The following is a 24723-nucleotide window of genomic DNA, read 5'->3' on the forward strand; positions in this document are numbered from 1 at the left end:
AGTTCGAAACGTGTTCGGTACGGGAGGGATCAGATGTCGTCGACGGACGACGACTCGAACCGCGAGGAGATGTTGATGCCGAGCTCTTCAGCGGCACGGAAGACCTCGTCGTCCGTGTCGCGGAGGCTGACCGCCTGGCCGTCCGCCGAGAGGACCTCGACGTTCAGGCAGAGCGACTGCATCTCCTTCATGAGGACCTTGAACGACTCCGGGATGCCGGGCTCCTGGATGTTCTCGCCCTTGACGATCGCCTCGTAGACCTTCACGCGGCCGAGGATGTCGTCGGACTTGATCGTCAGGAGCTCCTGGAGGGCGTACGCGGCACCGTATGCCTCGAGCGCCCACACCTCCATCTCACCGAAGCGCTGTCCACCGAACTGCGCCTTCCCACCCAGCGGCTGCTGCGTGATCATTGAGTACGGGCCGGTCGAACGGGCGTGGATCTTGTCGTCGACCAGGTGGTGCAGCTTCAGGATGTACATGTAGCCGACCGAGACGGGCTCCGGGAACGGCTCGCCGGAGCGACCGTCGAAGAGCTGCGCCTTGCCCGAGGAACCGATCAGGCGCTCGCCGTCACGGTTCGGGAGCGTGGAGTCGAGGAGGCCCTCGATCTCGCGCTCGTACGCACCGTCGAACACCGGGGTGGCGACCTTCGTGCCGGGGGCTGCGCTGTGCGCGGCCTCGGGCAGGGCGGAGGCCCACTCCTGGATGCCCTCGACGTTCCAGCCCTGCTTCGCGAGCCACCCGAGGTGGATCTCGAGGACCTGGCCGAAGTTCATGCGGCCGGGGACGCCGAGCGGGTTGAGGACGATGTCGACCGGGGTGCCGTCCGCGAGGAACGGCATGTCCTCCACGGGCAGGATCGTCGAGATGACGCCCTTGTTGCCGTGGCGGCCGGCGAGCTTGTCACCCGCGGTGATCTTGCGCTTCTGGGCGATGTAGACGACCACGCGCTGGTTGACGCCCGAGCCGAGCTCGTCGTCGCCGTCCTGCGAGTCGAACACCTTGACGCCGATGATCGTGCCCTCTTCACCGTGGGGCACCTTGAGCGAGGTGTCGCGGACTTCGCGCGACTTCTCGTTGAAGATGGCACGGAGCAGGCGCTCCTCGGCGCTCAGCTCGGTCTCGCCCTTCGGCGTGACCTTGCCGACCAGGATATCGCCGGGGCGGACCTCGGCACCGATCCGGATGATGCCGCGCTCGTCGAGGTCGGCCAGGAGGTCCGGGCTGACGTTCGGGAGGTCGCGGGTGATCTCCTCCTTGCCGAGCTTCGTGTCGCGGGCGTCGACCTCGTACTCCTCGATGTGGATCGAGGAGAGCGTGTCGTCCTTCACGAGGTTCTGCGACAGGATCATCGCGTCCTCGTAGTTGTAGCCCTCCCACGGCATGAACGCGACGAGGAGGTTCTTGCCGAGCGCGAGCTCGCCGTTCTCCGTCGCGGGGCCGTCGGCGATGACCTCGCCCTGCTCCACACGCTCACCGGCGCTGACGATCACGCGGTGGTTGTAGCTGGTGCCCTGGTTCGAGCGGTCGAACTTGCGCAGGTAGTAGGTCTGCGTGCCGCCCTCGTCGAGCTGCAGGGTCACGGCGTCGGCCGAGACCTCGGAGACGACGCCCGCCTTGTCGGCGGTGACGACGTCACCGGCGTCGATGGCGGTGTAGCCCTCCATGCCGGTGCCGACGAGCGGCGACTCGGAGCGGAGGAGCGGCACGGCCTGGCGCTGCATGTTCGCACCCATGAGGGCGCGGTTCGCGTCGTCGTGCTCGAGGAACGGGATGAGCGAGGTCGCGACCGACACCATCTGGCGCGGCGAGACGTCCATGTAGTCGACCTCGTCCTTGCCGACGAGCTCGACCTCCCCGCCCTTCTTGCGGACGAGCACCTTGTCGTCCTGGAAGTGGAAGTCGTCGGTCAGCGGGGCGTTGGCCTGCGCGACGACGAAGTCGTCCTCTTCCGAAGCCGTGAGGTAGTCGATGGTCGTGGTGACCTGACCGTTCACGACCCGGCGGTACGGGGTCTCGATGAAGCCGAAGGAGTTGATCCGACCGAAGGACGCGAGCGAACCGATCAGGCCGATGTTCGGGCCTTCCGGGGTCTCGATCGGGCACATTCGGCCGTAGTGCGACGGGTGGACGTCGCGGACCTCGACGCCGGCACGCTCACGGGAGAGACCACCCGGGCCGAGGGCCGACAGACGCCGCTTGTGCGTCAGGCCCGCGAGCGGGTTGTTCTGGTCCATGAACTGCGACAGCTGGCTGGTCCCGAAGAACTCCTTGATCGCAGCGACGACGGGACGCACGTTGATGAGCGTCTGCGGCGTGATGGCCTCGATGTCCTGCGTGGTCATGCGCTCGCGGACGACGCGCTCCATGCGGGACAGACCCGTGCGGACCTGGTTCTGGATGAGCTCGCCGACGGCGCGGATGCGACGGTTGCCGAAGTGGTCGATGTCGTCCACGTCGAGGCGGAGCTGGACCGGCTCGCCGTCACGGATGCCGTCCATCGTGGTGCGCTCGGCGTGCAGCGACACGAGGTACTTGATCGTCGCGACGATGTCCTTGACGGTGAGCACCGAGTCGGACAGCGGGGCGTCGATGCCGAGCTTGCGGTCGAGCTTGTACCGACCGACCTTGGCCAGGTCGTAGCGCTTCGGGTTGAAGTAGAAGTTGTCGAGGAGCGCACGCGCGGCCTCGGCGGCGACCTGCTCGCCCGGACGGAGCTTCCGGTAGATGTCCTTGAGCGCCTCTTCCTTCGTGAGGACGGCGTCCTTCTCGAGGGTCGACTCCATCGACGCGAAGCCCTGGAACTCCTCCATGATCTCTTCGCTCGTCAGGCCGAGGGCCTTGAGGAAGACGGTCACGGACTGCTTGCGCTTGCGGTCGATGCGCACGCCCACCTGGTCGCGCTTGTCGATCTCGAACTCGAGCCACGCACCGCGCGACGGGATGATGCGAGCGGAGTAGATGTCCTTGTCGGACGTCTTCTCCTGGGCGCGCTCGAAGTACACGCCCGGCGAGCGGACGAGCTGCGAGACGACGACACGCTCGGTGCCGTTGATGATGAACGTGCCGCGCTCGGTCATGAGCGGGAAGTCGCCCATGAAGACCGTCTGCGTCTTGATCTCACCCGTCATGTGGTTCATGAACTCGGCGTTGACGTACAGCGGAGCGGCGTAGGTCTTGCCGCGCTCCTTGCAGTCGTCGATCGAGTACTTCGGGTCCTCGAGCTCCGGGGACGTGAACGAGAGCTGCATGGTCTCGCCGAGGTCCTCGATCGGGGAGATCTCCTCGAAGATCTCCTCGAGGCCGGAGTGCAGCGCGAGGTCGGTGCGACCCTGCTCCTGCCCTTCAGCGAGGCGGGCCTTCCATGCGTCGTTGCCGACGAGCCAGTCGAAGCTCTCCGTCTGGAGGGCGAGCAGATCAGGAACCGTGAGGGTGTCCGTGATCTTGGCGAACGAGAGTCGCGAGTGGTTGCGACCGTTCTTGGGGTTGGTGGATGCGTTGGGCGCAGCAGCCAAGGGTTTGACCTCCGGTAGGCCCCGTCGGGCCGACACTGACGAGCAGTGTGTAGGTGAGTGGATTGATCGCTCGGCGCAACCCGATGATCACGACACGAGTACGGTGAGGCTCCGGGTCCGGAGCCGCCTGTGGGATGATCGGTGAGCGGGCCCCGCCGCCATATACGGGACCGGCATCACCAGGCGTGTTCTGCGAAGCACCTGCTGAGAGGCGTCTTCGAGGAACTCGGTCGACCGCAATATGACGACACGGATGCCAGGGAGCGCGAACTGTCATCATAGGTCGGGGACGAGTGCGCTGTCCAGTCCTGGCTTGACCGAGATCGAGTCCGGCGTGTATAAGCCCCGCCGGGCCGGTCTCATTCCCCCGCGCGGTCACCGCCGGCGGCCCCCTCGCCGAGTGCACGGACCGCGTCGCACGGTCGGTCGCTCCGCACGAAGGTCGTCCGTCCCGCGTCGTCGGTGATCTCCACCCCGGGCCCCGGCGTCAGCACGAGTGCCCGGCGGCGGCGACCGATCCGGAGACCGACCCCGCCGTAGGTGGTGGCGTCCGCCTCGGTCACCCGGACCCTCGTGATCCGCCGTCTGGCGATCCGGCGGGGCGGGAGCGGCCGGAAGTGCAGCACCACGGCGTCCTCGGTGACGGTGAACCCGGCGCGGGCGGCGAGGGCGAGTGCGCCGACCACGACGGCGACGAGCCCGGGGACGACGAGCGCCGACTCGGGCGCGTCCCCCGGCCAGGCGAGGACCGCCGCCGTGAGCGCGAGCCCGGCGGCCAGGACGACCCCGCCGACGACGCGCATCCAGACCGGCGCGCTCTGGCGGTCCTCGACGAGCGGCCGGGAGGCCCGCCCCGGCTCCCTCGTGCGAGCGGACGCTCGCGCGGGACGTCCGGTACGGACTGGGATCGAGAGGGTGTCGGTGGACATGGTCGGGCTCCTTCGGGCGCGGGTCGCCCGGACGTGGTGCGGCGGTGCGGGGCGGACGGCGGCACGGGGAGGAGGCCCGCGACGAGGGCGGGGCTCGTCGTCGGGCTGCGTCCGGAGCGGTCGGGAACGGCGGCGGACGGGCTCCGGCGTGGACCGGGGCGGGCGTCGACGGCGTCGGGCCGACCGGGGCGACGGACACGACCGGGGGTGGGGGTGGTCACGTCGTTCGTCGCCCGAGGACACCGGGACGGTACGTCGTGCACCTCGGCGTCTCCTGATTGTCCATGCAGAGGCATGGATCAGCGGCGGCCAGCGTCCATCGGACGACCGGTCGGCCGGCGCGCGTGCGGTTCGTATCCTGGTCGCATGCCCAGTCTCTCGAGCGAGGAGCTCTCCAGCTGGATCGCGGAGTTCCGTGCGCACGACGCCGGCGACGCTGCCGACCCACGGGCGATCGACGTGTCGTGGGACGGTTCCCTCATCGACACCGCGCTCATCGTGGCCCGGCTGGGCACGTCCGGGACCGAGGTCTACCTGAAGCGTGAGATCGGCGGCTCGCCGGAGTGGACCGTGACGTTCGAGGCCCGCGAGACCGACGCGCAGGTCTCCGCGGAGCAGGTGATGACCCTGGCCACCGAGGTCCTGGCGGTCGGCCGGCTGTGCGCGTTCCTCACGGAGCGGACGGCGCAGCACCTCCGCGAGGTCGCGGGCCGCGATGGTGTTCCATCGAGCCATGGCTGATGCGTTCGACGGGTTCCGGGTCGGTGCTGGGTACGCGGTGGTCGAGCCGGACAAGCACCGGCCGGGCTCGTTCACCCTGGTGGTCGACGGCACGCCGCAGTCACACGTCGACCTCGAGGACCCGACACACCTGGCGTTCGAGTACATCCGGCGGATCGGGCACGCGATCGACCTCCTGCCGCCGGGGCCGGTCACCGCGCTGCACCTCGGCGCCGGTGCGCTGACCCTGCCGCGGTACGTCGCGGTCACCCGACCGGGTTCGCGGCAGCAGGTCATCGAGCTCGAGCGGGACCTCGTCGACCACGTGCGGGACGCCCTGCCGTTCCCCCGCGGCGCCTCGATCCGCGTGCGGTACGGCGACGCCCGCGAAGTCCTCGAGAAGCTGCCGGCCGGTCTCCGCGGCACCGTGGACCTGGCCGTCGTCGACGTCTTCAGCGGCGCACGCACCCCCGCGCACGTGACGAGCGTGGAGTTCTACCGCTCGGTCGCCTCCTTCCTGTCCCCGACCGGCATGGTCGCGGTGAACGTCGCCGACGGTGCCGGCCTGGCCTTCGCCCGTGGGCAGGCAGCGACGCTGCAGTCGGTGCTGCCGTCCGTCGCGGTGGTCGCGGACACCGGGATGCTCAAGGGCCGGCGGTTCGGCAACATCGTGCTGCTCGGGTCCCCCGGCGCCCTGCCGATCGCGGAGATGCCGCGGCGGTACTCCTCCGACCCGCTGCCGAGCAAGGTCGTGCACGGCGACGAGCTGCGGTCCTTCATCGCGGGGGCGCCCATCGTCACCGACACCACGGCCGTCGGGTCGCCCGAGCCGAACCGGTCCGTCTTCGGCGCCTGAGCAGCGGCTGCGGACGGCGTCCCTCGCGGTGCGGACGCTGCCAGGATGGGGGCACGCCGCGCCAGCGCGCGACCGCACACCACGAGGAGGCCGCCGATGACCAACGACGATCGCACCCCAGCCCCGCAGGGCCACGGCGAGCAGGACCAGCCACGCTACGGCGAGCGCATCACGCCCGAGCACGGTTCGGCACCGCGGTACGAGGACCAGCCGACGCAGCAGTACGGCCAGCAGTCCGCGCCGCAGTGGGGCCAGCAGCGGCACGGCGACCAGCAGTACGGGCAGCAGCAGCACGGCGACCAGTACGGGCACCAGCAGCACGGGCAGCAGCAGTACGGGCAGCCGCAGCAGTGGGACCAGCAGCACGGCGCCGCTCCCGCCTGGCAGGCGCACGACGGCTCGGTGAAGCGGAAGCGCACCCTGGGGGTCGTGGCGTTCGGCCTGGGGATCGTGGCCCTCGTGCTCGGTGCCGTCGGCGGCTGGTTGTTCGGCAGCGGCATCGGGGCGAGCGAGTCGTTCCGGGAGCTCATGCGCAGCGGCGGATCCGGCACCGTCGACCAGCAGCAGATGTCGCAGGAGCTCATGTCGGACCCCGCCGTGATGGGCGCCGTCGGCAGCGCCTTGGTCGTGGCGGGCATCGGCTTCGTCATCGGGCTCTGGGCCCTCGTGCAGGGCATCATCGCCACCGCCACGGGACGCGGCCGGGTGTGGGGCGTCCTGGCGATCGTCCTCGCCGTCCTCGCCGGCATCGCGTTCTTCGTCGCCTACGGCGCCTCGATCGCCGCCGCCGTCGCCGGGGCTCGCTGACCGCTCGACGCCGACCGACACGGCCCGTCCCGGTGCATCCGGGGCGGGCCGTGCGCGTTCCGTGCGCGTGGCACGGGGACCTCAGGGGATCGCGCGGATACCCTCGACCGTGATGTCCCTCCCGCCCGACGAACGCCGAGACCACGACCGGACCGACCAGGCCCGGGAGCCCCGTCATGCCGCCCCGGTGACCGCCGGGGTCAGCCCGGGCAGCACCTTCGCGCCGATCAGCCTCCGCCCGGCCGTCGACGTCCAGGTCGTGCAGGACCGCCTGCGCGACCTCGGCCAGAGCCGGAGCACCGACGCCCTCGCCGAGCGCGCCGAACTGCTCCGTCTGCTCGGCCGCCTGGACGAGTCGCTCACCGTGGCCGAGGAGGTGTTCCGGCTGACGATGTTCACCGGGGAACGCCAGGACAAGGTCGGCGCACGCATCCGCCGCGCCCACGTCCTGCACGACCTCGGGCGCTACGAGCGCGCCGCCACCGAGGCCTCGATGGCGCGCGACACGGCCGCGACCGAGGAGTGGCCGGAGCTGGAGGGCGCCGCCGCCGAACTCGAGGGCTGGTCCCTCTACGAGCTCTCCCGGTTCGAGGAGGCACGCGCCGTCCTCAGCCGCGCGTACGACGCCTTCCGCGCTGCCGGAGCACCGTCCGAGCGCACCGAAGCGCTCCGCACGGCCGTCGAGGCCGCACTCCGGGCCTCCATGGCGCAGCCCGCCCCGGAGCCGGAGGCCGCTCGACCGCGGACCGCCCGCGAGGTCGCGGTCCGCACCGAGGGCGAACCGCAGACGCGCATGGCCGAACCGGAGAAGCAGATCCCGCCGATCCGACGCCGCGTGCTCGGTGCACCCGACGCCGCCCGGACCGAGGGCGACTCGCTCTGGGGTCGCCTGTCCGCCCGGAAGGACCGGTCCGACGAGGGCCAGGGTCCGCTCGGGGAGCAGTGACCGCACTCGACCACGTCCGGTCCCGGGCTGCCGAGCTGATGGGCGCCCACCTGCCCGACGGCTCCTGGACCTTCGCGTTCGACAACGCGAAGACCCGAGCCGGCCAGTGCGACTTCGCCCGGCACCGCATCACCGTGAGCCGGCACCTCGCCGTCCGGTTCGCTCCCGACGACGTCGAGCAGGTCCTCCTGCACGAGATCGCGCACGCCCTGAGCGGGCCACGCGCCGGCCACGGGCCCTCGTGGCGCCGGACGGCACGCGCCCTGGGGTACACCGGGTCGCGACTGCACGACGGACCGATCGCGAGCGAACTGGCGCCGTGGGTGGGGCACTGCCCGGCCGGACACGAGCACTTCCGGTACCGGACCCCCACGCGCCCGCTGGCTTGCGCCCGGTGCTCGCGCCGGTTCGACGAGCGGAACGTCATCGCATGGACGCGACGCCTGCCCGGGACGACGGAGACGTCTAGCCCAGCCCCGGCAGATCGTGTCGGAGGCGCGCCGCACACCCGTTAGCCTGGGCGGATGCGAACAGGGCAGGACATCCGGACCGATGCCGGGTCCTCGTGGTTCTTCGACGCGGGACGCATCGCCCTCGACTTCGCGCACACCGGCGGGTTCACCGACGACCCCGACCGGCGCCGTCCGCGCGGGCACCTCGGTGAACTGCTCGCGACCCCGGCCGACCTGGACGAGTGGCTCGGCCTGCACACCGAACCGATCGACGTCGGCGCCACCGCGCGCGAACTGCAGGACGCCCGTGCGCTCCGCGCCGCGATCGCCCGCCTCGCCGTCGCCGCAGCACCCGCCGCCGCCGACTCCGCGGGCGAGCGCACCGCCGTCGCCGCGGGCCTCCGTGCCGGGACCGGACGCACCCGTCCCGTGCCGGACGACATCGACACCGTCAACCTGTTCGCCGCACTGCCGGACGTGCCCCCGAGCCTCCCGGGTGGTCGACGCCGTGCCGGGGCGAACCGCGTCCGGCTCGCGCAGGCGCTCTCGAGCGTCGCCCGCGACGCCGTCGCCCTGCTCACCGAGGTCGGCTTCGACGACCTCGAGGCCGAGGGCCGTTCCGCGCGGCTCAGCCGGTGCTCCGCGCCGGACTGCGGCCTGGTGTTCTACGACTCCTCGCGCGGCGGCACCCGACGCTGGTGCTCCATGCAGCGCTGCGGGAACCGGGCGAAGGTGCGTGCGCACCGGGCCCGCCGCGCAGGCGTCTGACCGACACCGAGCTGCGAGCAGCGGGTCCGGCAGCGGGTCCGGCAGCGGGCCGCGGTCCGCCCGATCTGGTGCGGCACCGAAACCCTGGATTCGGCGCACCGAACTCTCTGGCATGCTGACCGCATGACGGACACCGCCGCCCCGGTCGTGAGCCAGCGCCCGCCCGGTCGACGTGCCGCCGGGCTCGGACTGCTCGGACCGGCCTTCGTCGCCGCCATCGCCTACGTCGACCCGGGCAACGTCGCCGCGAACCTCACCGCCGGCGCCCGGTACGGGTACCTGCTGCTCTGGGTGCTCGTGGCCGCCAACGCGAGCGCGGTCGTGGTGCAGTACCTGTCGGCGAAGCTCGGCATCGTCACCGGGAAGTCGCTGCCGGAACTGCTCGGCCTGAAGATGCGCCGCACGCCGCGCCTGCTGTTCTGGGCGCAGGCCGAGGTGGTCGCGGCGGCGACCGACGTGGCCGAGGTCATCGGCGGCGCACTCGCCCTGCACCTGCTCTTCGGCGTCCCCCTCGTCGCCGGCGGGCTGATCACCGGCGTCGTCTCGATGGCGATCCTCCTGCTGCAGAACCGCCGGGGCGCCCGGACCTTCGAGGCGGTCGTCACGGCGATGCTCGCGGTCCTCACGATCGGGTTCTGCGCCGGGCTGCTGTTCGCGCAGGTGTCTCCCGGCGAGCTCGTCGCCGGCATCGCACCCCGGTTCGCCGACTCCGGGTCCGTGCTGCTCGCCGCCTCGATGCTCGGCGCGACCGTCATGCCGCACGCCGTGTACCTGCACTCCGCCCTGGCCCGCGACCGGCACGGGGACGTCCCGGCCGGCCCCGAACGGCACCGGGTCCTCGTCGCCACCCGCTGGGACGTGGGCCTGGCCCTGGTCGTGGCCGGCGGCGTGAACATCAGCATGCTCGTCCTCGCCGCCGCCACGCTGCAGGGCGTCGACGGCACCGACTCGATCCCCGGGGCCCAGCGGGCCATCGCCGAGAACGTCGGTCCGGTCGTGGGGGTGCTGTTCGCGATCGGACTGCTCGCGTCGGGACTGGCGTCGACGTCGGTCGGCTGCATGGCCGGCGCGGAGATCATGCACGGGCTGCTGCGCGTCCGGGTGCCGCTCGTGGTGCGGCGGCTCGTCACGCTCGTCCCCGCGATCGTCCTGCTCGCGCTCGACGCCGACGCCACCCAGCTGCTCGTCATCAGCCAGGTCGTGCTGAGCTTCGGCATCGCGTTCGCGATCGTGCCGCTCGTCGCCTACACGTCCCGGCGGAGCGTGATGGGTGCCGACGTCAACGCCGTCGGCACCCGGGTCGTGGCCTGGCTCATCGCCACGGTGATCGTCGCCCTCAACGTGGCACTCATCGTGCTCACCGTCACGGGCTGAGCCGCGCGGCTCCTAGGAGACCCGCACGTCCTTCCAGAACGCCACGTAGCCGCTGTAGTCCTGGCCGACGCGGTCGAACGACGACGGCATCGGCTCCGGGTAGGACCAGGCGTTGTCCACGTGCTCCTGCCCGTCGACCGTCACGGTCCAGTACTGGGTGTCGCCCTTCCACGGGCAGTGGTACTGGGTGGGGCTCTCGCTGAACAGCTCGGTCTTCACGCTCGCCGGCGGGAAGTACCAGTTGCCCTCGATCTGGATGAGGTCCGCCTCCGGGGCCTCCGCGATGACGGTGTCGCCGATCACTGCCTGCATGACTTCCTCCTCGTTCCGGCCGTCGGTCCGACGGCGTCCGACCGGGACCCTACGCCCGTGCGGTGGACGGTCGCAGCGTGACCAGGTCGGGACCCACGGCGAGCGCCGCGTGCACCCGCTCGGCGCCGAGCACGGCGGCCGCCTCGGAGGCCGTGACGAGGTGCTTCGCCGCCCGGCGGAGGCCCGTCCAGGCGGCGCACGCCGCCGCGGCCTCCGGGGACGTGTGGTCGATGCCGGACTCGACGAGCGCGTCGACGACCGCGCCGGCGCCGAGCAGGTCCTCCACGGCGAACTCCGGGACCGTCCGGACGTCCGGTGCCTCGCCCGCCTCGGCGGCCGCGTCGCCGCCGACGGGTCCGTCGACGTGGCCGGCCGCGACCACCGCGACGACGCAGCGGTCGCCCCGCTCGGCCTGGAGGCGCGCCACCCGTCCGGCGACCGCCGCGGTGTTGCCGAGGTGACCGAGCACGACCTCCGGCCCGTCGGGCAGCTGCCCGAGCGGCACACCCCGGTGGACGTCGTGGTGGCGGACGTCGTCGTGCCGGACGTCATCGGCGCGGACGTCGTCGGGGAAGGCGGCCGCCGGGAGCACGTCCACCCACACGAGCAGGTGCGCGTCGGCGCCGACCCGCGCCGCTCCCGGGACACCCCACCCGAACCGCACCTGGTACCGCTGCTGTCCTCGTTCCTGCACGCCGACACGATAGTCGCGGCGGGACCTCGGCCGGGCACGCTCCGGGCGGTCCCGCGCAGCTGCCGTGTCCGGTGTGCCCGGTACGATCCCCTGCCATGGAGACCGACCCCGCGCCCACCCTCACCGGCGACCGCGTCACACTCGAGCCCCTGTCGCACGAGCACGCGGACGACCTGCGGGCGGCCGTCGCGGACGGCGACCTGTGGCGTGCCTGGTACACCCGCGTGCCCACGCCGGCGGGGGTCGACGAGGAGGTCGACCGGCGACTCGCCGAGCAGGCCGCCGGTCGGATGGTGCCGTTCGCCGTGCGGGACCGCCCCACCGGACGGGTCGTCGGTGCCACCACGTTCCTCGACATCGACCGGGACAACCGCCGGGTCGAGATCGGTGCGACGTTCCTCGGCGCCTCCGCCCAGCGCACCGGCATCAACACCGAGGCGAAGCTGCTCATGCTCTCGCACGCCTTCGACGTGTGGCAGTGCATCGCGGTCGAGTTCCGGACGCACTGGCACAACACCCGGTCCCGCGCCGCCATCGCGGGCCTCGGCGCGAAGCAGGACGGGGTGCTCCGGAACCACGCCCTCGGCCGCGACGGCAGCCTCCGCGACACCGTGGTGTTCTCGGTCATCCAGTCCGAGTGGCCGACCGTCCGGCTCTCCCTCGCTGAACGTCTGCGCAGCCATGACCGCGCAGAAGGGTCGCGCCGCCGCTCCGCCCGGCACGCCTGACGGTCCCGGCGGTGGCCCTCCCGCCGCCGACGCCGTGCCGTGCCGTGCCCGTGCCCGTGCCCGTGCCCATGCCCGCGCCCGCGCCCGCGCGACGGCACCCCAGCACGCCCGGGTAGCGTCCGCCCCATGCACGTCGGACTCCGCATCGAACTGGACGCACCCGTGGACGCCGTCCGGGACGCCCTCCTCCGGCCGTCCGTCATGGTCGCCGTCACGAAGCCGTTCCTGGTCTACCGGTCGCTCGACCCCGACGGGTTCCCCGAGCACTGGACACCGCACGACCCGCACCCGATCAGCGCGTCGACGTTCGGTGCCCTCCCGAGCGGCTCGAGCCACGTCGACATCGACCTGCACGAGACCGAGGGCGTCCCCGTGCAGGTCGACCGCGGCGGCGGCACGAGCGGGCTGTTCGCCCGGATGGACATGCGCCACCGGATGGCCGTCTCCGCGCTGCCGGGCGGGCGCACGCTGTTCCGCGACCGGCTGACCTACCGGACCCGGCCGGCGCTCCTCGGAGTGGCGCTCTGGCCCGGTATGTGGGTCATCTGGCAGTGGCGGGCGTTCCGGATGCGGGCCCTCGCGCCCACCTGGCGGGCGTGACCCGAGCAGACCCCGCGACCGCGCCTCCAGGCCCGGAGCGGCGTCACCGGCCGGGCGTACGCTCGGCGACGTGACCCAGACGGAGACCGCCGACCGCGTCCGAAGCACCCTCGCCACCGTCGACTGGCGGCGTCGGACCTTCGACCTGTACCGGCGGGCGCGGGCCGCCGCGACTCCCGAGGCCGCACACGCGCTGTGGCGCGAGGGTCGCGACGCCATGTTCGCCGGACACCCCGCGAGCCCGCTCCTCCCCGAGGACGCAGCCGCGTTCACGTCCCTCCCCGTCCCCGACTACGACCCCGCGTGGCGCTTCCGGCTCCGCATCGAGGAGGCAGCCCCGCAGGCGCTCGACGTCGAGACCGGCACCGACGGCGTCGTGCACTTCGACCGCCTCGGCGTCGTGGAGGTCCCCGGCGTCGGCACGCTCGACGTGTGGTCGCACGGCGGCTACGCGGGCGGGCTGTTCGTCCCGGTGAAGGACGCCGGTGCCGGGAAGCCCGGCGGGACCTACGGCGGTGGCCGCTACCTGCTCGACACCATCAAGGGCGCGGACCTCGGCGGTGTCGACGGGGAGCTCGTGCTCGACTTCAACTTCTCGTACAACCCGTCGTGCGCGTACGACCCGGCGTGGGCGTGCCCGCTCGCGCCGCCCGGCAACACCGTGCCCGTGGCGATCCCGGTCGGCGAGCGGTACGGCTCCTAGGGTGGACCGCATGTCGGGATTCGTCGCGATCGACGCCGGCGGCCGCGTGCCGCCCTTCGAACAGGTGCGGTCGCAGCTCGCCGCGCAGATCACCGCCGGCTACCTCGTGGACGGCGAGCGGCTGCCGAGCGTCCGCGGGCTCGCCGCCGAGCTCGGGCTCGCAGCCGGCACGGTCGCCAAGGCCTACCAGTTGCTCGAGGAGGCCGGGCTCGTGCACACCGCGCGGGGTGCCGGCACCCGGGTGGTGCGACCGGCCGAGGTGCCGGAGAACGTCACCGCCGCGGCGGCCGCGCTCGTGGCCGCTGCGCGCGAGGCCGGCTTGTCGGCGGACCAGGCGGCCGCCGCGCTGCGGGACGCCTGGCCGGCGTAGCGGTCCGGAGCGCGCCGACTCCGCGCCGGGCGACACCGCTCGTACCGGGAGGCGCGTGTCCCGTCGCCGAGTGCGATCGGTGCCCGCGGCGCGACGCTCAGCAGTGCTCGAAGACGTACCCGTCGTCGCCGGCCGGCACGAGGTCCCGGTCGCGGAGGATCGTCATGCGTGGGCGGTCCGGCATCGCACACACGTCCGACCAGTCCTGCTCGAGCGTGTCCGCGTACTCGACGTCCACCACGCGGTCGCCGTACACGTCCGTGTAGGCGGCGCACTCGTCGTACTGCACGCACTCCTCGGCCACCGCGAAGTCGAACCCGGTGCGCTGCTGCCCGACCGTGCCGAGCTGCGGGGTGTTCTTCTGCGCGGCGGCCAGCCCCTCGTCGTGCGCCGCCCGGACGAGCGCGGCGGCGAGCGCGAGGTTGCCGGAGCGGGTGAGCCTGCCGCCGGACCGGGTCCAGGAGTCGAGGTTGTCGAACTCGACGGCGTCGAACCCACGGTCCGCGCACCGGGCGATCGTCCGCCCGAGGACCGCGGTGATGGTCGCGCGCGCCGCTGCCGTCCGGGTGTCGAGCAACATCTCGTCCGGCCACCCCGGATCGCGCACGGGCGTGCCGGCCGCCGTCCGGAGGACCGCTCCCGGGTGGTCGGACAGCCAGGACCCGCGGTCGCCGGGCTGGGTCTGGAAGCCGTTGACGTAGCAGATGCCGTACGTGTCGGCTGCCGGTCGCTCGGTGCTGTCCCGTGCGACGACGGTGACGCCCGTGGGCGGGGCGTACCCGCCGCCGAGCTGGTAGTCGGGGATGCCGGTCGTCGGGAGCGGCCGGGGAGCCGCAGCGGCGGACCCGTCGGCGTGCGCGGTGGCACCACCCGTCAGCGCGGTCTCGCCGCCCGCGCCCGCACAGCCCGCCGAGGCGAGGGTGACGAGGGTCACGAGGGCGGCCATGACGACGGGGATCCGGGTGCGCACGAGGCATCCTCGCACGCTCATCGCGAACGCCCCCTCCCGCTCCGGGTCCCCGGCCCGCTATGCTGGGACCACTCGAGGCGCCGATCGCCTCGTGCGTCGTACGGACGCCCCCGAAACTCCCGGTGTCCCGCACCGAGCCCCAGCGGCTCACACGCGGAACCGACACCGATGTATCGCGCACCTCCCCTCCTCCCGGAACCCGTCCGGGAAGACGGAACCGGTGCCAGGCTCTCTGCTGCGGCGACAGCACCCGTCCACCAGCGCCGTCTCCTCCGGGACACGGACCGCCCACGGATGCGCTCCCGCCCGCGCCGGCCTCGACCGCGCGCCTTCCGGCCGGCAACGGCCCGAGAGGTCACCATGACCACCCAGAACACCACGCAGGACCCCCACACCGCCGACGTCCGGTTCGCCGACCTCGGTGTCCCCGCCCCGATGGTCGACGTCCTCGTCGGCCAGGGCAAGGAGAACGCCTTCCCGATCCAGGTCGACACGCTCCCGGACTCGCTCACGGGCAAGGACGTGCTCGGCCGTGGCCGCACCGGCTCCGGCAAGACGATCGCGTTCGCGATCCCCCTCGCCGCCCGCCTCGCCGCCGCACCCCGCCAGCGCCGCGCCGGTCGCCCCCGCGCCCTCGTGCTCGCCCCGACCCGTGAGCTCGCGACCCAGATCGACGCGACGCTCGCCCCCCTCGCCAAGGCGATGGGCCTCAACACCACGACCATCTTCGGTGGCGTCGGCCAGGGCCGTCAGGTCGAGGCGCTCAACCGCGGCGTCGACATCGTCGTGGCCTGCCCGGGTCGCCTCGCCGACCTGATGCAGCAGGGCCACGTGCACCTGGACGCCATCGAGGTCACCGTCCTCGACGAGGCCGACCACATGGCCGACATGGGCTTCCTGCCCGGTGTGACCAAGATCATGCAGGCGACGCCGGTCAAGGGCCAGCGCCTCCTGTTCTCCGCCACGCTCGACAACGGCGTGGACAAGCTCGTCAAGAAGTTCCTGCACGACCCGGTGATGCACTCCGTCGACGACGAGACCAGCCCGGTCGAGGCGATGACCCACCACCTGTTCGAGGTCGCCGACGCCGACGCGAAGAAGGACCTCGTCAAGGCCCTCGCCTCCGGCACCGGCCGCCGCATCCTCTTCATGCGCACGAAGCACCACGCCAAGCGCCTGGCCAAGCAGCTGTCGAGCCAGGGCATCCCGGCCGTCGACCTGCAGGGCAACCTGTCGCAGGGTGCCCGTGAGCGGAACCTCGCCCGGTTCTCCTCCGGCGACGCACTCGTCCTCGTGGCCACCGACGTCGCCGCCCGCGGTGTGCACGTCGACGCCGTCGAGCTCGTCGTGCACGTCGACCCGCCCACCGAGCACAAGGCGTACCTGCACCGTTCCGGCCGCACCGCCCGTGCCGGTTCTTCGGGTGACGTCGTCACGGTGGCGATGCCCGCCGAGCGTCGTGACGTCGCGCAGATGATGCGCGCCGCAGCGATCAAGGTCACCCCGCAGCAGGTGACCGCGACCTCCCCGGCCGTGACCGAGCTCGTCGGCGAGGTCGCCCCGTACCGCGAGGACACCACCCCCGTGGTCCAGCAGCAGCAGCCGCGTCGCCAGTCCTCCGGTGACGCCGCCGGCCAGGGTCGTGGCCGCTCGCGTGGTCGTGGCGCCCCCGTCGGTAGCACCGGCGGCCGGTCGGGAGGCTCGTCCTCCGCCGGGCGCTCCGCTGCCGGCACCGACACGGCTGGTTCGGGTTCCCGTCGTGGTGGTCGGTCCGACGCGGCCGGTCGCGACGACCGCCGTGGCGCGTCGACCGGCGGTGCCGCCTCCGGCCAGCGCCGTGGCGCACCGCGCCGCGCCGCTTCCGACACCACCCGCGGCGGTTCCGCGTCGGTGTGGTCGTCGGACGGCGGCTACGCCGCCGGTCGGTCCCCGCGTGACGACGCTGCGCCCGCAGCCCGTCGTGGTGGGTCCCGCCGCGCCTCCCGTCCGGCCGGCAGCGGTCGCTGACCCGGTCCAACCTCAACGTCTCCTCCGAGCGGCCCGGTGTCGCCGCGTACGGTACTGGTCACCGGCGGATGCGCGAGCGTCCACCGGGGAATCGTCCGTCGTCGGAAGGAGCACGTATGGCTGGGATCGAAGACATCAAGAACGCCGCTGAGAAGGCGGCCGGCAAGGCCAAGGAAGGCTTCGGCAACGCCACCGACAACGACCGCCTGAAGGCCGAAGGTCAGACCGACCAGGGCAAGGCCTCGGCCAAGCAGGGCGTCGCCGACGTGAAGGACGCTGCACACGGCGTCGCCGACTCCTTCAAGAACGACAAGTAACGAAGCCGGTCCCGTACCGCGCTGCGAAGCCCCCGGATCCGATCGGATCCGGGGGCTTCGTCGTGTGCGGGGGACGCCGTCAGTGCAGGGCGCCCACCGAGGCGAGACCGGCACGGAGCAGGGCACCGCGACCGCCCTCCATCTCGTCTGCGACGGCGTCGGACGCGGCCTCCATCGGACTCATCCAGGTCAGTTCGAGGGCGTCCTGCCGGGGTTCGCAGGTCCCGGTGACCGGCACGACGTAGGCGAGCGAGATCGCGTGCTGCCGCTCGTCCGTGAACACCGAGGCGCCGGGCAGCGGGAAGTACTCCGCGACCGTGAAGGGGTTCGGGCTGGGCGGCAGCTGCGGGAACGCCATCGGCCCGAGGTCCTTCTCGAGGTGACGGAACAGCGCGGTGCGGATCGACTCGCCGTACATCACGCGACCGGAGACGAGCGTCCGGGCGATCGATCCGCTCGGGGACACGCGCAGCAGCACGCCGACCTCCGTGACGACTCCGAGGCCGTCGGTGCGCACCGGGACGGCCTCCACGTAGGTGATGGGCATGCGACGGCGGACGGTCGCGAGTTCCTCGTCCGACAGCCAGCCGGAGCCGGAGTCGGGGTCGGGGTCGGGGGTGCGGAGCGAGGCCATGCACCGTTCCTACCAGGCCAGGCGGCGAATCCGGTGCCGGAGGAGCACGGCGGTGGACGGATACCGTTGTCCCCATGGTGGATGCGGACGTCGTGCAGTGGACCCGATCGGCAGCGGACCGCGTCGGGACCCCGCTGCTCGTCGCCCTGCACGGGGTCGGGTCCCACGAGCACGACCTGCTCGGTCTGGCACCGGCCCTGCCCGCGGCGTGGACGGTGGCAGCGCTCCGGGCACCGGACCCGTGGGGGCCCGGCTTCAGCTGGTACCCGCTCGGGACGCCCGGGTCACCGGACCCCGCCGCCGCCGACGCGTCCGCGACCGCCGTGCTCGACTGGATCGACGCCGTCGCGGCCGACCACCCGCGGATCGGTCTGCTCGGCTTCTCGCAGGGCGGGTCGATGGCCCTGCAGCTCCTGCGCACGCGACCGGAGGCGTTCGCGTTCGCCGTCTCGCTGTCCGGCTTCGTGGTCCCCGGTGTCGACGACGGTCGTGACGACCGGCTGGCCGCCGTCCGACCACGGGTGTTCCTCGGACACGGGGACGCCGACACGGTCATCCCCGCCGAGGCCACCGCCAGGACCAGCGTGTGGGCGGCCGCACACACCCGGGTGACCGACCGGAGCTACCCGGGTCTGCCGCACGCGGTCTCCGCGGCGGAGCTGGCGGACGTCGCGGCGTTCATCGGCGACTGAGCCGGGACGGACGGTCAGTCCGCGAGGATCTGGAGGAGGTCCCGGCGCAGCTGGTCGACCTTCGCGGTGGCGGCGGTGAGCTGCGCCTCCGTGGCGGTGGTCCGGTACATGTGCAGCACGCCCATCGCCCTGCGGAGGGACTCGACGAACGCCCGCTGCGAGTCGGGGACGCCGGGCGTGGACTCCCACGCGGCGGCGATCTCGTCGGCCTTCGCCTCGACCTCGGCGCGTCCGGCGTCGGTGAGTTCGAAGAGCGTCTTGCGGCCGTCGCCCGTCGAGACGACGAGCTCTTCGTCGACGAGCTGCTGGAGCGTCGGGTAGACCGAACCGGGGCTCGGCTTCCATGCGCCGCCGGTGCGCTCGGCGATGGTCTTGATGACGGCGTACCCGTTCTGCGGGCCCTCGCCGAGGAGGCCGAGGACGGCGAGCCGGACGTCGCCGCGACGGCGGCGCTCGCGACCGGGGCCGAACCCGCCGAAGCCGGGTCCGCCGAAGCCCGGGCCGGAGCCGCGACCGCCACGGCCGGCGGAGTCGTGGTCACGGCCCGGGAACCCGACGCCGTGGTGCTGGCGGGCGCCGCCGAAGCGGGGTCCGCGGGGCCCGCGACCGAAGGGGCCGCGGGGGGACGTGGTGCTGGTGTGGTCGTCCATGGAGTGCATGACGACTCCTTTCGTGGAGGATGGTCCACGACCAGGTTCGTACCGGTCGTGATGCTGTAACGATAGATCGGTACTGTTCGTTCTGTCAAGCAGCGCCCGCATCAGGACGCTGTCGGTGGTGAGGAGCAGGATGGACCGGACCATGACGGACGTCTTCGAGCGCTTCTCCCCCGCCACCGCCGAGTGGTTCCGGGGTGCATTCCGCGAACCGACGGCAGCGCAAGCCGGGGCGTGGGACGCCATCTCGACCGGACAGCACGCGCTCGTCATCGCCCCGACCGGCTCCGGCAAGACGCTGGCCTCGTTCCTCTGGTCGATCGACCGGCTCATCGCCTCGACCGACACCCCGCCGGCGAAGCAGCGGACCCGGGTGCTCTACGTGTCCCCGCTGAAGGCCCTCGGAGTCGACGTCGAGCGCAACCTCCGGAGCCCGCTGGTCGGCATCACACAGACCGCCAAGCGGATGGGCCTGGAACCCCCGGACGTCACGGTCGGGGTCCGGAGCGGGGACACCCCCTCGTCCGACCGGCAGAAGCTCCTGCGGGTGCCACCGGACATCCTCATCACGACGCCCGAGTCGCTGTACCTCATGCTCACGTCGAAGGCCCGCGAGACGCTCGTCAACGTCGACACCGTCATCGTCGACGAGGTGCACGCGGTCGCGTCGTCGAAGCGCGGCGCCCACCTCGCCGTCTCGCTCGAGCGCCTCGACGACCTGCTCGAGAAGCCCGTACAGCGCATCGGCCTGTCCGCGACCGTGCGTCCGGCGGAGGAGGTCGCCCGCTTCCTCGGGGGTCGTGCGCCGGTGCAGATCATCGCGCCGCCCGCGCAGAAGACGTTCGACCTGCGCGTGGTCGTCCCCGTCGACGACATGACCGAGCTCGGCGCCCCACCGGTCGGGGCGGACGCGACCTCCAGCCCGACGAACGGATCGATCTGGCCGCACGTCGAGGAGTCCGTGGTCGACCTCATCGAGCAGCACCGGTCGACGATCGTCTTCGCCAACTCCCGACGACTCGCCGAACGCCTGACCGCCCGGCTCAACGAGATCCACGAGGAACGGGCGCTCGCGACGACCGAGGTGGCCGAGCCCGTGGCCGCCGGCGTCGGCGCCGTGGCGGTCGCGCAGTCCCCGGGGCGGGCGTCCGCGCACGCGCCGGTGGCCCAGCCGAAGCGCCCGCCGGCCCAGCTCGTCGGCGGATCCGGACAGACCGAAGGCGGCGGCTCGGACCCGAGCGTGCCGGTGCTCGCCCGTGCCCACCACGGCTCGGTGTCCAAGGACCAGCGCGCGATCATCGAGGACGACCTGAAGTCCGGGCGGCTGCGCTGCGTCGTCGCCACCAGCTCGCTCGAACTCGGCATCGACATGGGCGAGGTCGACCTCGTCATCCAGGTCGAGGCACCGCCGTCGGTCGCGAGCGGCCTGCAGCGCGTCGGCCGCGCCGGGCACCAGGTCGGCGAGGTCTCCCGCGGTGTGCTCTTCCCGAAGCACCGGGCCGACCTCGTCAACAGCGCCGTCACCGTCGAGCGGATGGTCAGCGGGCAGATCGAATCGATCTCGGTCCCCGCGAACCCGCTCGACGTCCTCGCGCAGCACACCGTCGCCGCGGGTGCGGTCGACACCGTCGACGTCGAGCACTGGTTCGACCTGGTCCGGCGCAGCGCCCCGTTCAGCGGCCTGCCCCGCTCGGCGTTCGACGCGACGCTCGACCTGGTCACCGGACGGTACCCGAGCGACGAGTTCGCCGAGCTGCGCCCGCGCCTGGTCTGGGACCGCGTGCACGGCACCCTGACCGGTCGTCCCGGTGCTCAGCGACTCGCCGTCACGAGCGGTGGGACGATCCCCGACCGCGGGATGTTCGGTGTCTTCATGGTCGGGGAGCGGGCCTCCCGCGTCGGGGAGCTCGACGAGGAGATGGTCTACGAGTCCCGCGTGGGCGACGTCTTCGCGCTCGGCGCCACGAGCTGGCGGATCGAGGAGATCACCCACGACCGCGTCCTGGTCAGTCCGGCGTTCGGGCAGCCCGGCCGCGTGCCGTTCTGGAAGGGCGACGGCCTGGGCCGACCGGCGGAGCTCGGCCGCGCGACCGGTGCCTTCGTGCGCGAGGTCGAGTCCGCCTCGGACGAGGACGCCCGAGCACGGGTGGCGGGCGTCGGACTCGACGACCGCGCGGTCACGAACCTCATCACCTTCCTCCGCGACCAGCGCGCCGCGACCGGCCACGTGCCGAGCGACACGACGCTCGTCGTCGAGCGCTTCCGCGACGAGCTCGGCGACTGGCGCCTCATCCTGCACTCCCCGTACGGCATGACCGTGCACGCGCCGTGGGCCCTCGCGGTCGCGGCCCGCCTGCGGGAGCGGCACGGGATCGACGGCGGGGCGATGGCCGCCGACGACGGCATCGTGGTGCGGATCCCGGAGACCGACGCCGAACCTCCCGGAGCCGACCTGTTCGTCTTCGACCGCGACGACCTCGAGGCGATCGTCACCGACGAGGTCGGCGGGTCCGCCCTGTTCGCCGCCCGGTTCCGCGAGTGCGCCGCCCGGGCGCTCCTGCTCCCCCGCCGCGACCCCGGCCGCCGCTCGCCGCTCTGGCAGCAGCGCCAGCGGGCGTCCCAGCTGCTCGAGGTCGCCCAGAAGTACCCGACGTTCCCGATCCTGCTCGAGACCGTGCGCGAGGTCCTGCAGGACGTGTACGACGTCCCGTCCCTGCTCGGGATCGCGGACGAGATCGCCCGACGGCGCATCCGACTCGTCGAGAGCGAGACCGAGCAGCCGTCACCGTTCGCCCGGACGCTCCTGTTCGGCTACGTCGCCGCCTTCATGTACGAGGGCGACTCGCCGCTCGCCGAACGTCGGGCCGCCGCCCTGTCGCTCGACTCGACGCTGCTCAGCGAGTTGCTCGGTCGGGCCGAGCTGCGCGAGCTCCTCGACCCCGCGGTCATCGAGGGCGTCGAGCGCGACCTGCAGCGGCTCTCCCCGGACCGCCGGGCGCGGGACGTCGAGGGCATGGTGGACGTCCTGCGGCTCGTCGGCGCGCTCGACCTCGAGGAGCTGCTCGACCGCAGCTGGCTCGCGGACGCCCCCGACCGGACCGAGGCGGGCACCACCCTGCGCACGGCACTCGAGGGGCTCGAGCGCGACCGCCGGGTCCTGGCCTTCTCGCACGCCGGCGCCACCCGGTGGGCAGTCATCGAGGACGCGTCCCGGCTCCGCGATGCGCTGGGCGTCCCGCTGCCGATCGGCGTGCCGACCGCGTTCGTCGAACCGGTCGCGGACCCGCTCGGGGACCTCGTCGGTCGGTACGCCCGCAGCCACGGACCCTTCAGTCTGCAGGAGGCAGCCGGTCGGCTCGGTCTCGGTGTCGCGGTCGTGCAGGACACGCTGCGTCGCCTGGTCGCCGACCGGCGGCTGGTCGAGGGCGAGTTCCGACCGGACCGACAGGGCGCCGAGTGGTGCGACTCCGAGGTGCTCCGACGCATCCGCACGAAGTCGCTCGCGGCGCTCCGGCACGAGGTCGAGCCGGTGTCCCCGGACACGCTCGCCCGGTTCATGCCGGCGTGGCAGCACGTCCGCGTCCCCGGCACCCGCGGTGGGCTGCGCGGGATCGACGGCGTGCTGCAGGTCGTCGACCAACTCTCCGGTGTCGCCCTGCCCGCCAGTTCATGGGAGTCCCTCGTGCTGCCGGCCCGGGTGTCCGACTACGCCCCGAGCATGCTCGACGAGCTGACCGCCACGGGCGAGGTCCTCTGGTCCGGCGGCGGGACCCTGCCCGGCAACGACGGCTGGGTGCGCCTGCACCTCGCCGACACCGCGGCGACGACCCTGGCCGAGGCCGCCGGGGACGAGACGACCGAGCTGCAGCGGGACGTGCTCGGTGCCCTCGCCGGCGGTGGCGCCTACTTCTTCCGCCAGCTCGGCCAGGCCGTCGGGAGCACCGACGACAAGGCGCTGACGACCGCGCTGTGGGACCTCGTCTGGGCCGGACAGATCACGAACGACACCTTCGCACCGCTCCGGGCGATGCTCGGCGGCGCGGCGCGCACGTCCGCCGCGCCCCGGGCCCGGGCGTACCGCGGGCGTCGTCGGCCGACGCTGCCGACCCAGTCCGGACCGCCGAACGTCGGCGGCCGCTGGTCGCTCCTGCCGCTCGCCGAACCCGACGCGACCGTCCGGGCCGCGGCGACCGCCGAGCTCCTGCTCGAGCGCTACGGCGTCGTCACCCGCGGGGCCGTGCAGGTCGAGGGCGTCCGGGGCGGCTTCGCCGGCGTCTACCGGGTGCTCGCGAAGTTCGAGGAGTCCGGCCGCGCCCGACGCGGGTACTTCGTCGAGGGGCTCGGGGCGGCGCAGTTCGCCACCGGGCCGACCGTCGACCGGCTCCGCACGTACGCGAAGGACCTGGACGACGAGGAGCGGGCCGACCCGGACCGCACGCGAGAGGCGCTCACCCTCGCCGCCACCGATCCGGCCAACCCCTACGGGGCGGCGTTGCCGTGGCCGCACGACGCCGCTGACGAGGACGCCGACGGCTCGACCGGCACGGAGGCCGCGGGCACGTCCCCGGCGACCACCACCCCGGCCACCAAGACCGGACGGGGGCACCGACCCGGCCGCAAGGCGGGCGCGCTCGTCGTGCTCGTCGACGGCCAGCTCGCCGTCTACGTCGAACGCGGCGGCAAGAGCGTGCTGACCTTCACCGAGGACTCGGCCGACCTCGCGGCGGCGGCGACGTCGATCGCGGCCACCGTGCGGTCCGGGCTCGGCAAGCTGTCGGTGGAGCGGGTCGACGGGGAGTTCGTCCTCGAGTCGGCGCTCGGCACGGCGCTCCGCACGGCGGGCTTCACCGCCACCCCGCAGGGACTGCGCCTCCGTGCCTGAGGTGGATCGTGCCTGAGGGCGACACCGTCTTCCGCGCGGCGGCCCGGCTGCACGCCGCACTCGCCGGGAAGGTCCTGACCCGCAGCGACTTCCGTGTGCCCGCGTTCGCCACGCTCGACCTGGTCGGGCGGACGGTGGACGAGGTCGTGCCACGAGGCAAGCACCTGCTGCACCGGATCGGCGACCTCACCGTGCACTCGCACCTGAAGATGGAGGGCCGGTGGGACGTCTACCGTCCCGGCGAGCGCTGGCGGCGTCCCGCGTACCAGGCGCGCGTGGTGCTCGACGCCGCGGACGTGTCGACCGTCGGGTTCACGCTCGGGGTCCTCGAGGTCGTCCCGCGCGACCAGGAGTCCACCGTCGTCGGACACCTCGGTCCGGACCTGCTCGGCCCGGACTGGGACGCCGACCTCGCCCTCGCGAACCTCACCGCGGACCCGGAGCGTCCGGTCGGCCTCGCCCTCCTCGACCAGCGGGTGATGGCGGGCCTCGGGAACGTCTACCGCAACGAGCTCTGCTTCCTGCGGGGCGTGCTGCCCACGCGCCCCGTCGGCGAGGTGCGCGACCCCGCGCGAATGGTGACCATGGCCTCCCGGCTCATCGTCGCCAACCGCGACCGGAGCAACCGCGTGACCACGGGCGTCGACCGCCCGGGGCAGCGGTTCTGGGTCTACAACCGGGCCGGCAAGCCCTGCCTGCGCTGTGGCACGCGCGTCCGGTCGGGCGACCTCGGCGAGTCGGAGCTCACGCTGCGGGACACCTACTGGTGCCCGCGCTGCCAGACCTGA

General features: G+C 72.9%; 23 protein-coding genes. 16 read left to right on the forward strand and 7 right to left on the reverse strand.

Features of this window, described 5'->3' with window-relative positions; translation table 11 throughout:
- Positions 1–29: 29 nt before the first annotated feature.
- Entirely contained in the window at positions 30–3518 is a 3489-nt protein-coding gene (gene rpoB, locus DEI84_RS00625) for a DNA-directed RNA polymerase subunit beta (protein ID WP_110824269.1), read from the reverse strand.
- Between the two features lie 359 nt (positions 3519–3877).
- A complete protein-coding gene (locus DEI84_RS00630) occupies positions 3878–4447 on the reverse strand; it encodes a hypothetical protein (RefSeq protein ID WP_110889290.1) in 570 nt (189 codons plus the stop codon).
- Between the two features lie 366 nt (positions 4448–4813).
- Between DEI84_RS00630 and DEI84_RS00640 the strand changes: the two genes are divergently transcribed.
- The 7 genes from DEI84_RS00640 (at position 4814) to DEI84_RS00670 (ending at position 10370) form a co-directional block, all read left to right on the forward strand.
- Positions 4814–5188 (forward strand): hypothetical protein, encoded by a 375-nt coding sequence (locus DEI84_RS00640; protein WP_110889292.1) that lies wholly within the window; start codon positions 4814–4816, stop codon positions 5186–5188.
- Positions 5181–6023: a spermidine synthase gene (locus DEI84_RS00645; protein ID WP_110889293.1), complete on the forward strand. Its 843-nt coding sequence runs from the start codon at positions 5181–5183 to the stop codon at positions 6021–6023. Before DEI84_RS00640 ends, DEI84_RS00645 begins: the two co-directional genes overlap by 8 nt.
- A 96-nt stretch (positions 6024–6119) precedes the next feature.
- Positions 6120–6830: a DUF4064 domain-containing protein gene (locus tag DEI84_RS00650; protein WP_110889294.1), complete on the forward strand. Its 711-nt coding sequence runs from the start codon at positions 6120–6122 to the stop codon at positions 6828–6830.
- Positions 6831–6942: 112 nt separating this feature from the next.
- Positions 6943–7776 carry a hypothetical protein gene (locus tag DEI84_RS00655; protein WP_110824274.1) on the forward strand — a complete coding sequence of 278 codons (834 nt, stop codon included), beginning with the start codon at positions 6943–6945 and terminating at the stop codon, positions 7774–7776.
- Entirely contained in the window at positions 7773–8291 is a 519-nt protein-coding gene (locus DEI84_RS00660) for a SprT-like domain-containing protein (protein ID WP_258371629.1), read from the forward strand. The genes DEI84_RS00655 and DEI84_RS00660 overlap by 4 nt, the downstream gene beginning before the upstream one ends.
- Positions 8292–8300: 9 nt before the next feature.
- Positions 8301–8996: a CGNR zinc finger domain-containing protein gene (locus DEI84_RS00665; protein ID WP_110824275.1), complete on the forward strand. Its 696-nt coding sequence runs from the start codon at positions 8301–8303 to the stop codon at positions 8994–8996.
- 123 nt (positions 8997–9119) lie between these two features.
- Positions 9120–10370 carry an Nramp family divalent metal transporter gene (locus DEI84_RS00670; RefSeq protein ID WP_110889295.1) on the forward strand — a complete coding sequence of 417 codons (1251 nt, stop codon included), beginning with the start codon at positions 9120–9122 and terminating at the stop codon, positions 10368–10370.
- A gap of 12 nt (positions 10371–10382) precedes the next feature.
- On the opposite strand, the gene DEI84_RS00675 is transcribed toward DEI84_RS00670, so the two are convergent.
- Entirely contained in the window at positions 10383–10682 is a 300-nt protein-coding gene (locus DEI84_RS00675; protein ID WP_110889296.1) for a DUF427 domain-containing protein, read from the reverse strand.
- A 49-nt stretch (positions 10683–10731) separates the two neighbouring features.
- Positions 10732–11376 (reverse strand): phosphosulfolactate phosphohydrolase, encoded by a 645-nt coding sequence (locus DEI84_RS00680; RefSeq protein ID WP_110889297.1) that lies wholly within the window; start codon positions 11374–11376, stop codon positions 10732–10734.
- 95 nt (positions 11377–11471) lie between these two features.
- Between DEI84_RS00680 and DEI84_RS00685 the strand changes: the two genes are divergently transcribed.
- The 4 genes from DEI84_RS00685 (at position 11472) to DEI84_RS00700 (ending at position 13777) form a co-directional block, all read left to right on the forward strand.
- Positions 11472–12104 (forward strand): GNAT family N-acetyltransferase, encoded by a 633-nt coding sequence (locus DEI84_RS00685; protein ID WP_110889298.1) that lies wholly within the window; start codon positions 11472–11474, stop codon positions 12102–12104.
- A 126-nt stretch (positions 12105–12230) separates the two neighbouring features.
- Entirely contained in the window at positions 12231–12704 is a 474-nt protein-coding gene (locus DEI84_RS00690) for a hypothetical protein (RefSeq protein WP_110889299.1), read from the forward strand.
- A 70-nt stretch (positions 12705–12774) separates the two neighbouring features.
- Positions 12775–13407, forward strand: a complete 633-nt coding sequence (locus tag DEI84_RS00695) for a DUF1684 domain-containing protein (RefSeq protein WP_110889300.1) — start codon at positions 12775–12777, stop codon at positions 13405–13407.
- 10 nt (positions 13408–13417) lie between these two features.
- Complete coding sequence (locus DEI84_RS00700) at positions 13418–13777, forward strand: GntR family transcriptional regulator (RefSeq protein ID WP_110889557.1); 360 nt, start codon at positions 13418–13420, stop codon at positions 13775–13777.
- 97 nt (positions 13778–13874) lie between these two features.
- Here the strand turns inward: DEI84_RS00700 and DEI84_RS00705 are convergent, their stop codons facing one another.
- On the reverse strand, positions 13875–14747 hold the full coding sequence (locus tag DEI84_RS00705) for an endo alpha-1,4 polygalactosaminidase (RefSeq protein WP_258371631.1): 873 nt from the start codon (positions 14745–14747) through the stop codon (positions 13875–13877).
- A 360-nt stretch (positions 14748–15107) separates the two neighbouring features.
- Between DEI84_RS00705 and DEI84_RS00710 the strand changes: the two genes are divergently transcribed.
- The gene (locus tag DEI84_RS00710; protein ID WP_110889301.1) at positions 15108–16754 is read left to right on the forward strand and encodes a DEAD/DEAH box helicase; all 1647 of its coding nucleotides are present in this window, start codon (positions 15108–15110) and stop codon (positions 16752–16754) included.
- A 116-nt stretch (positions 16755–16870) separates the two neighbouring features.
- Positions 16871–17071, forward strand: a complete 201-nt coding sequence (locus tag DEI84_RS00715) for a CsbD family protein (RefSeq protein ID WP_110889302.1) — start codon at positions 16871–16873, stop codon at positions 17069–17071.
- A gap of 79 nt (positions 17072–17150) precedes the next feature.
- Here DEI84_RS00715 and DEI84_RS00720 read toward each other — a convergent pair whose 3' ends face one another.
- Entirely contained in the window at positions 17151–17705 is a 555-nt protein-coding gene (locus DEI84_RS00720) for an NUDIX hydrolase family protein (RefSeq protein WP_110824284.1), read from the reverse strand.
- Between the two features lie 74 nt (positions 17706–17779).
- On the opposite strand from DEI84_RS00720, the gene DEI84_RS00725 reads away from it, so the two are divergent.
- Complete coding sequence (locus tag DEI84_RS00725; protein ID WP_110889303.1) at positions 17780–18397, forward strand: alpha/beta hydrolase; 618 nt, start codon at positions 17780–17782, stop codon at positions 18395–18397.
- A gap of 14 nt (positions 18398–18411) precedes the next feature.
- On the opposite strand, the gene DEI84_RS00730 is transcribed toward DEI84_RS00725, so the two are convergent.
- A complete protein-coding gene (locus DEI84_RS00730; protein WP_110889304.1) occupies positions 18412–19056 on the reverse strand; it encodes a PadR family transcriptional regulator in 645 nt (214 codons plus the stop codon).
- Positions 19057–19198: 142 nt separating this feature from the next.
- Here DEI84_RS00730 and DEI84_RS00735 point away from each other — a divergent pair, with 142 nt between their 5' ends.
- Positions 19199–23935: an ATP-dependent helicase gene (locus tag DEI84_RS00735; protein WP_110889559.1), complete on the forward strand. Its 4737-nt coding sequence runs from the start codon at positions 19199–19201 to the stop codon at positions 23933–23935.
- 8 nt (positions 23936–23943) lie between these two features.
- Positions 23944–24723, forward strand: coding sequence for a DNA-formamidopyrimidine glycosylase family protein (locus DEI84_RS00740; protein WP_110889305.1), 780 nt, complete (start codon positions 23944–23946; stop codon positions 24721–24723).

Source organism: Curtobacterium sp. MCBD17_023, from assembly GCF_003224415.1.
Lineage (GTDB): Bacteria > Actinomycetota > Actinomycetes > Actinomycetales > Microbacteriaceae > Curtobacterium.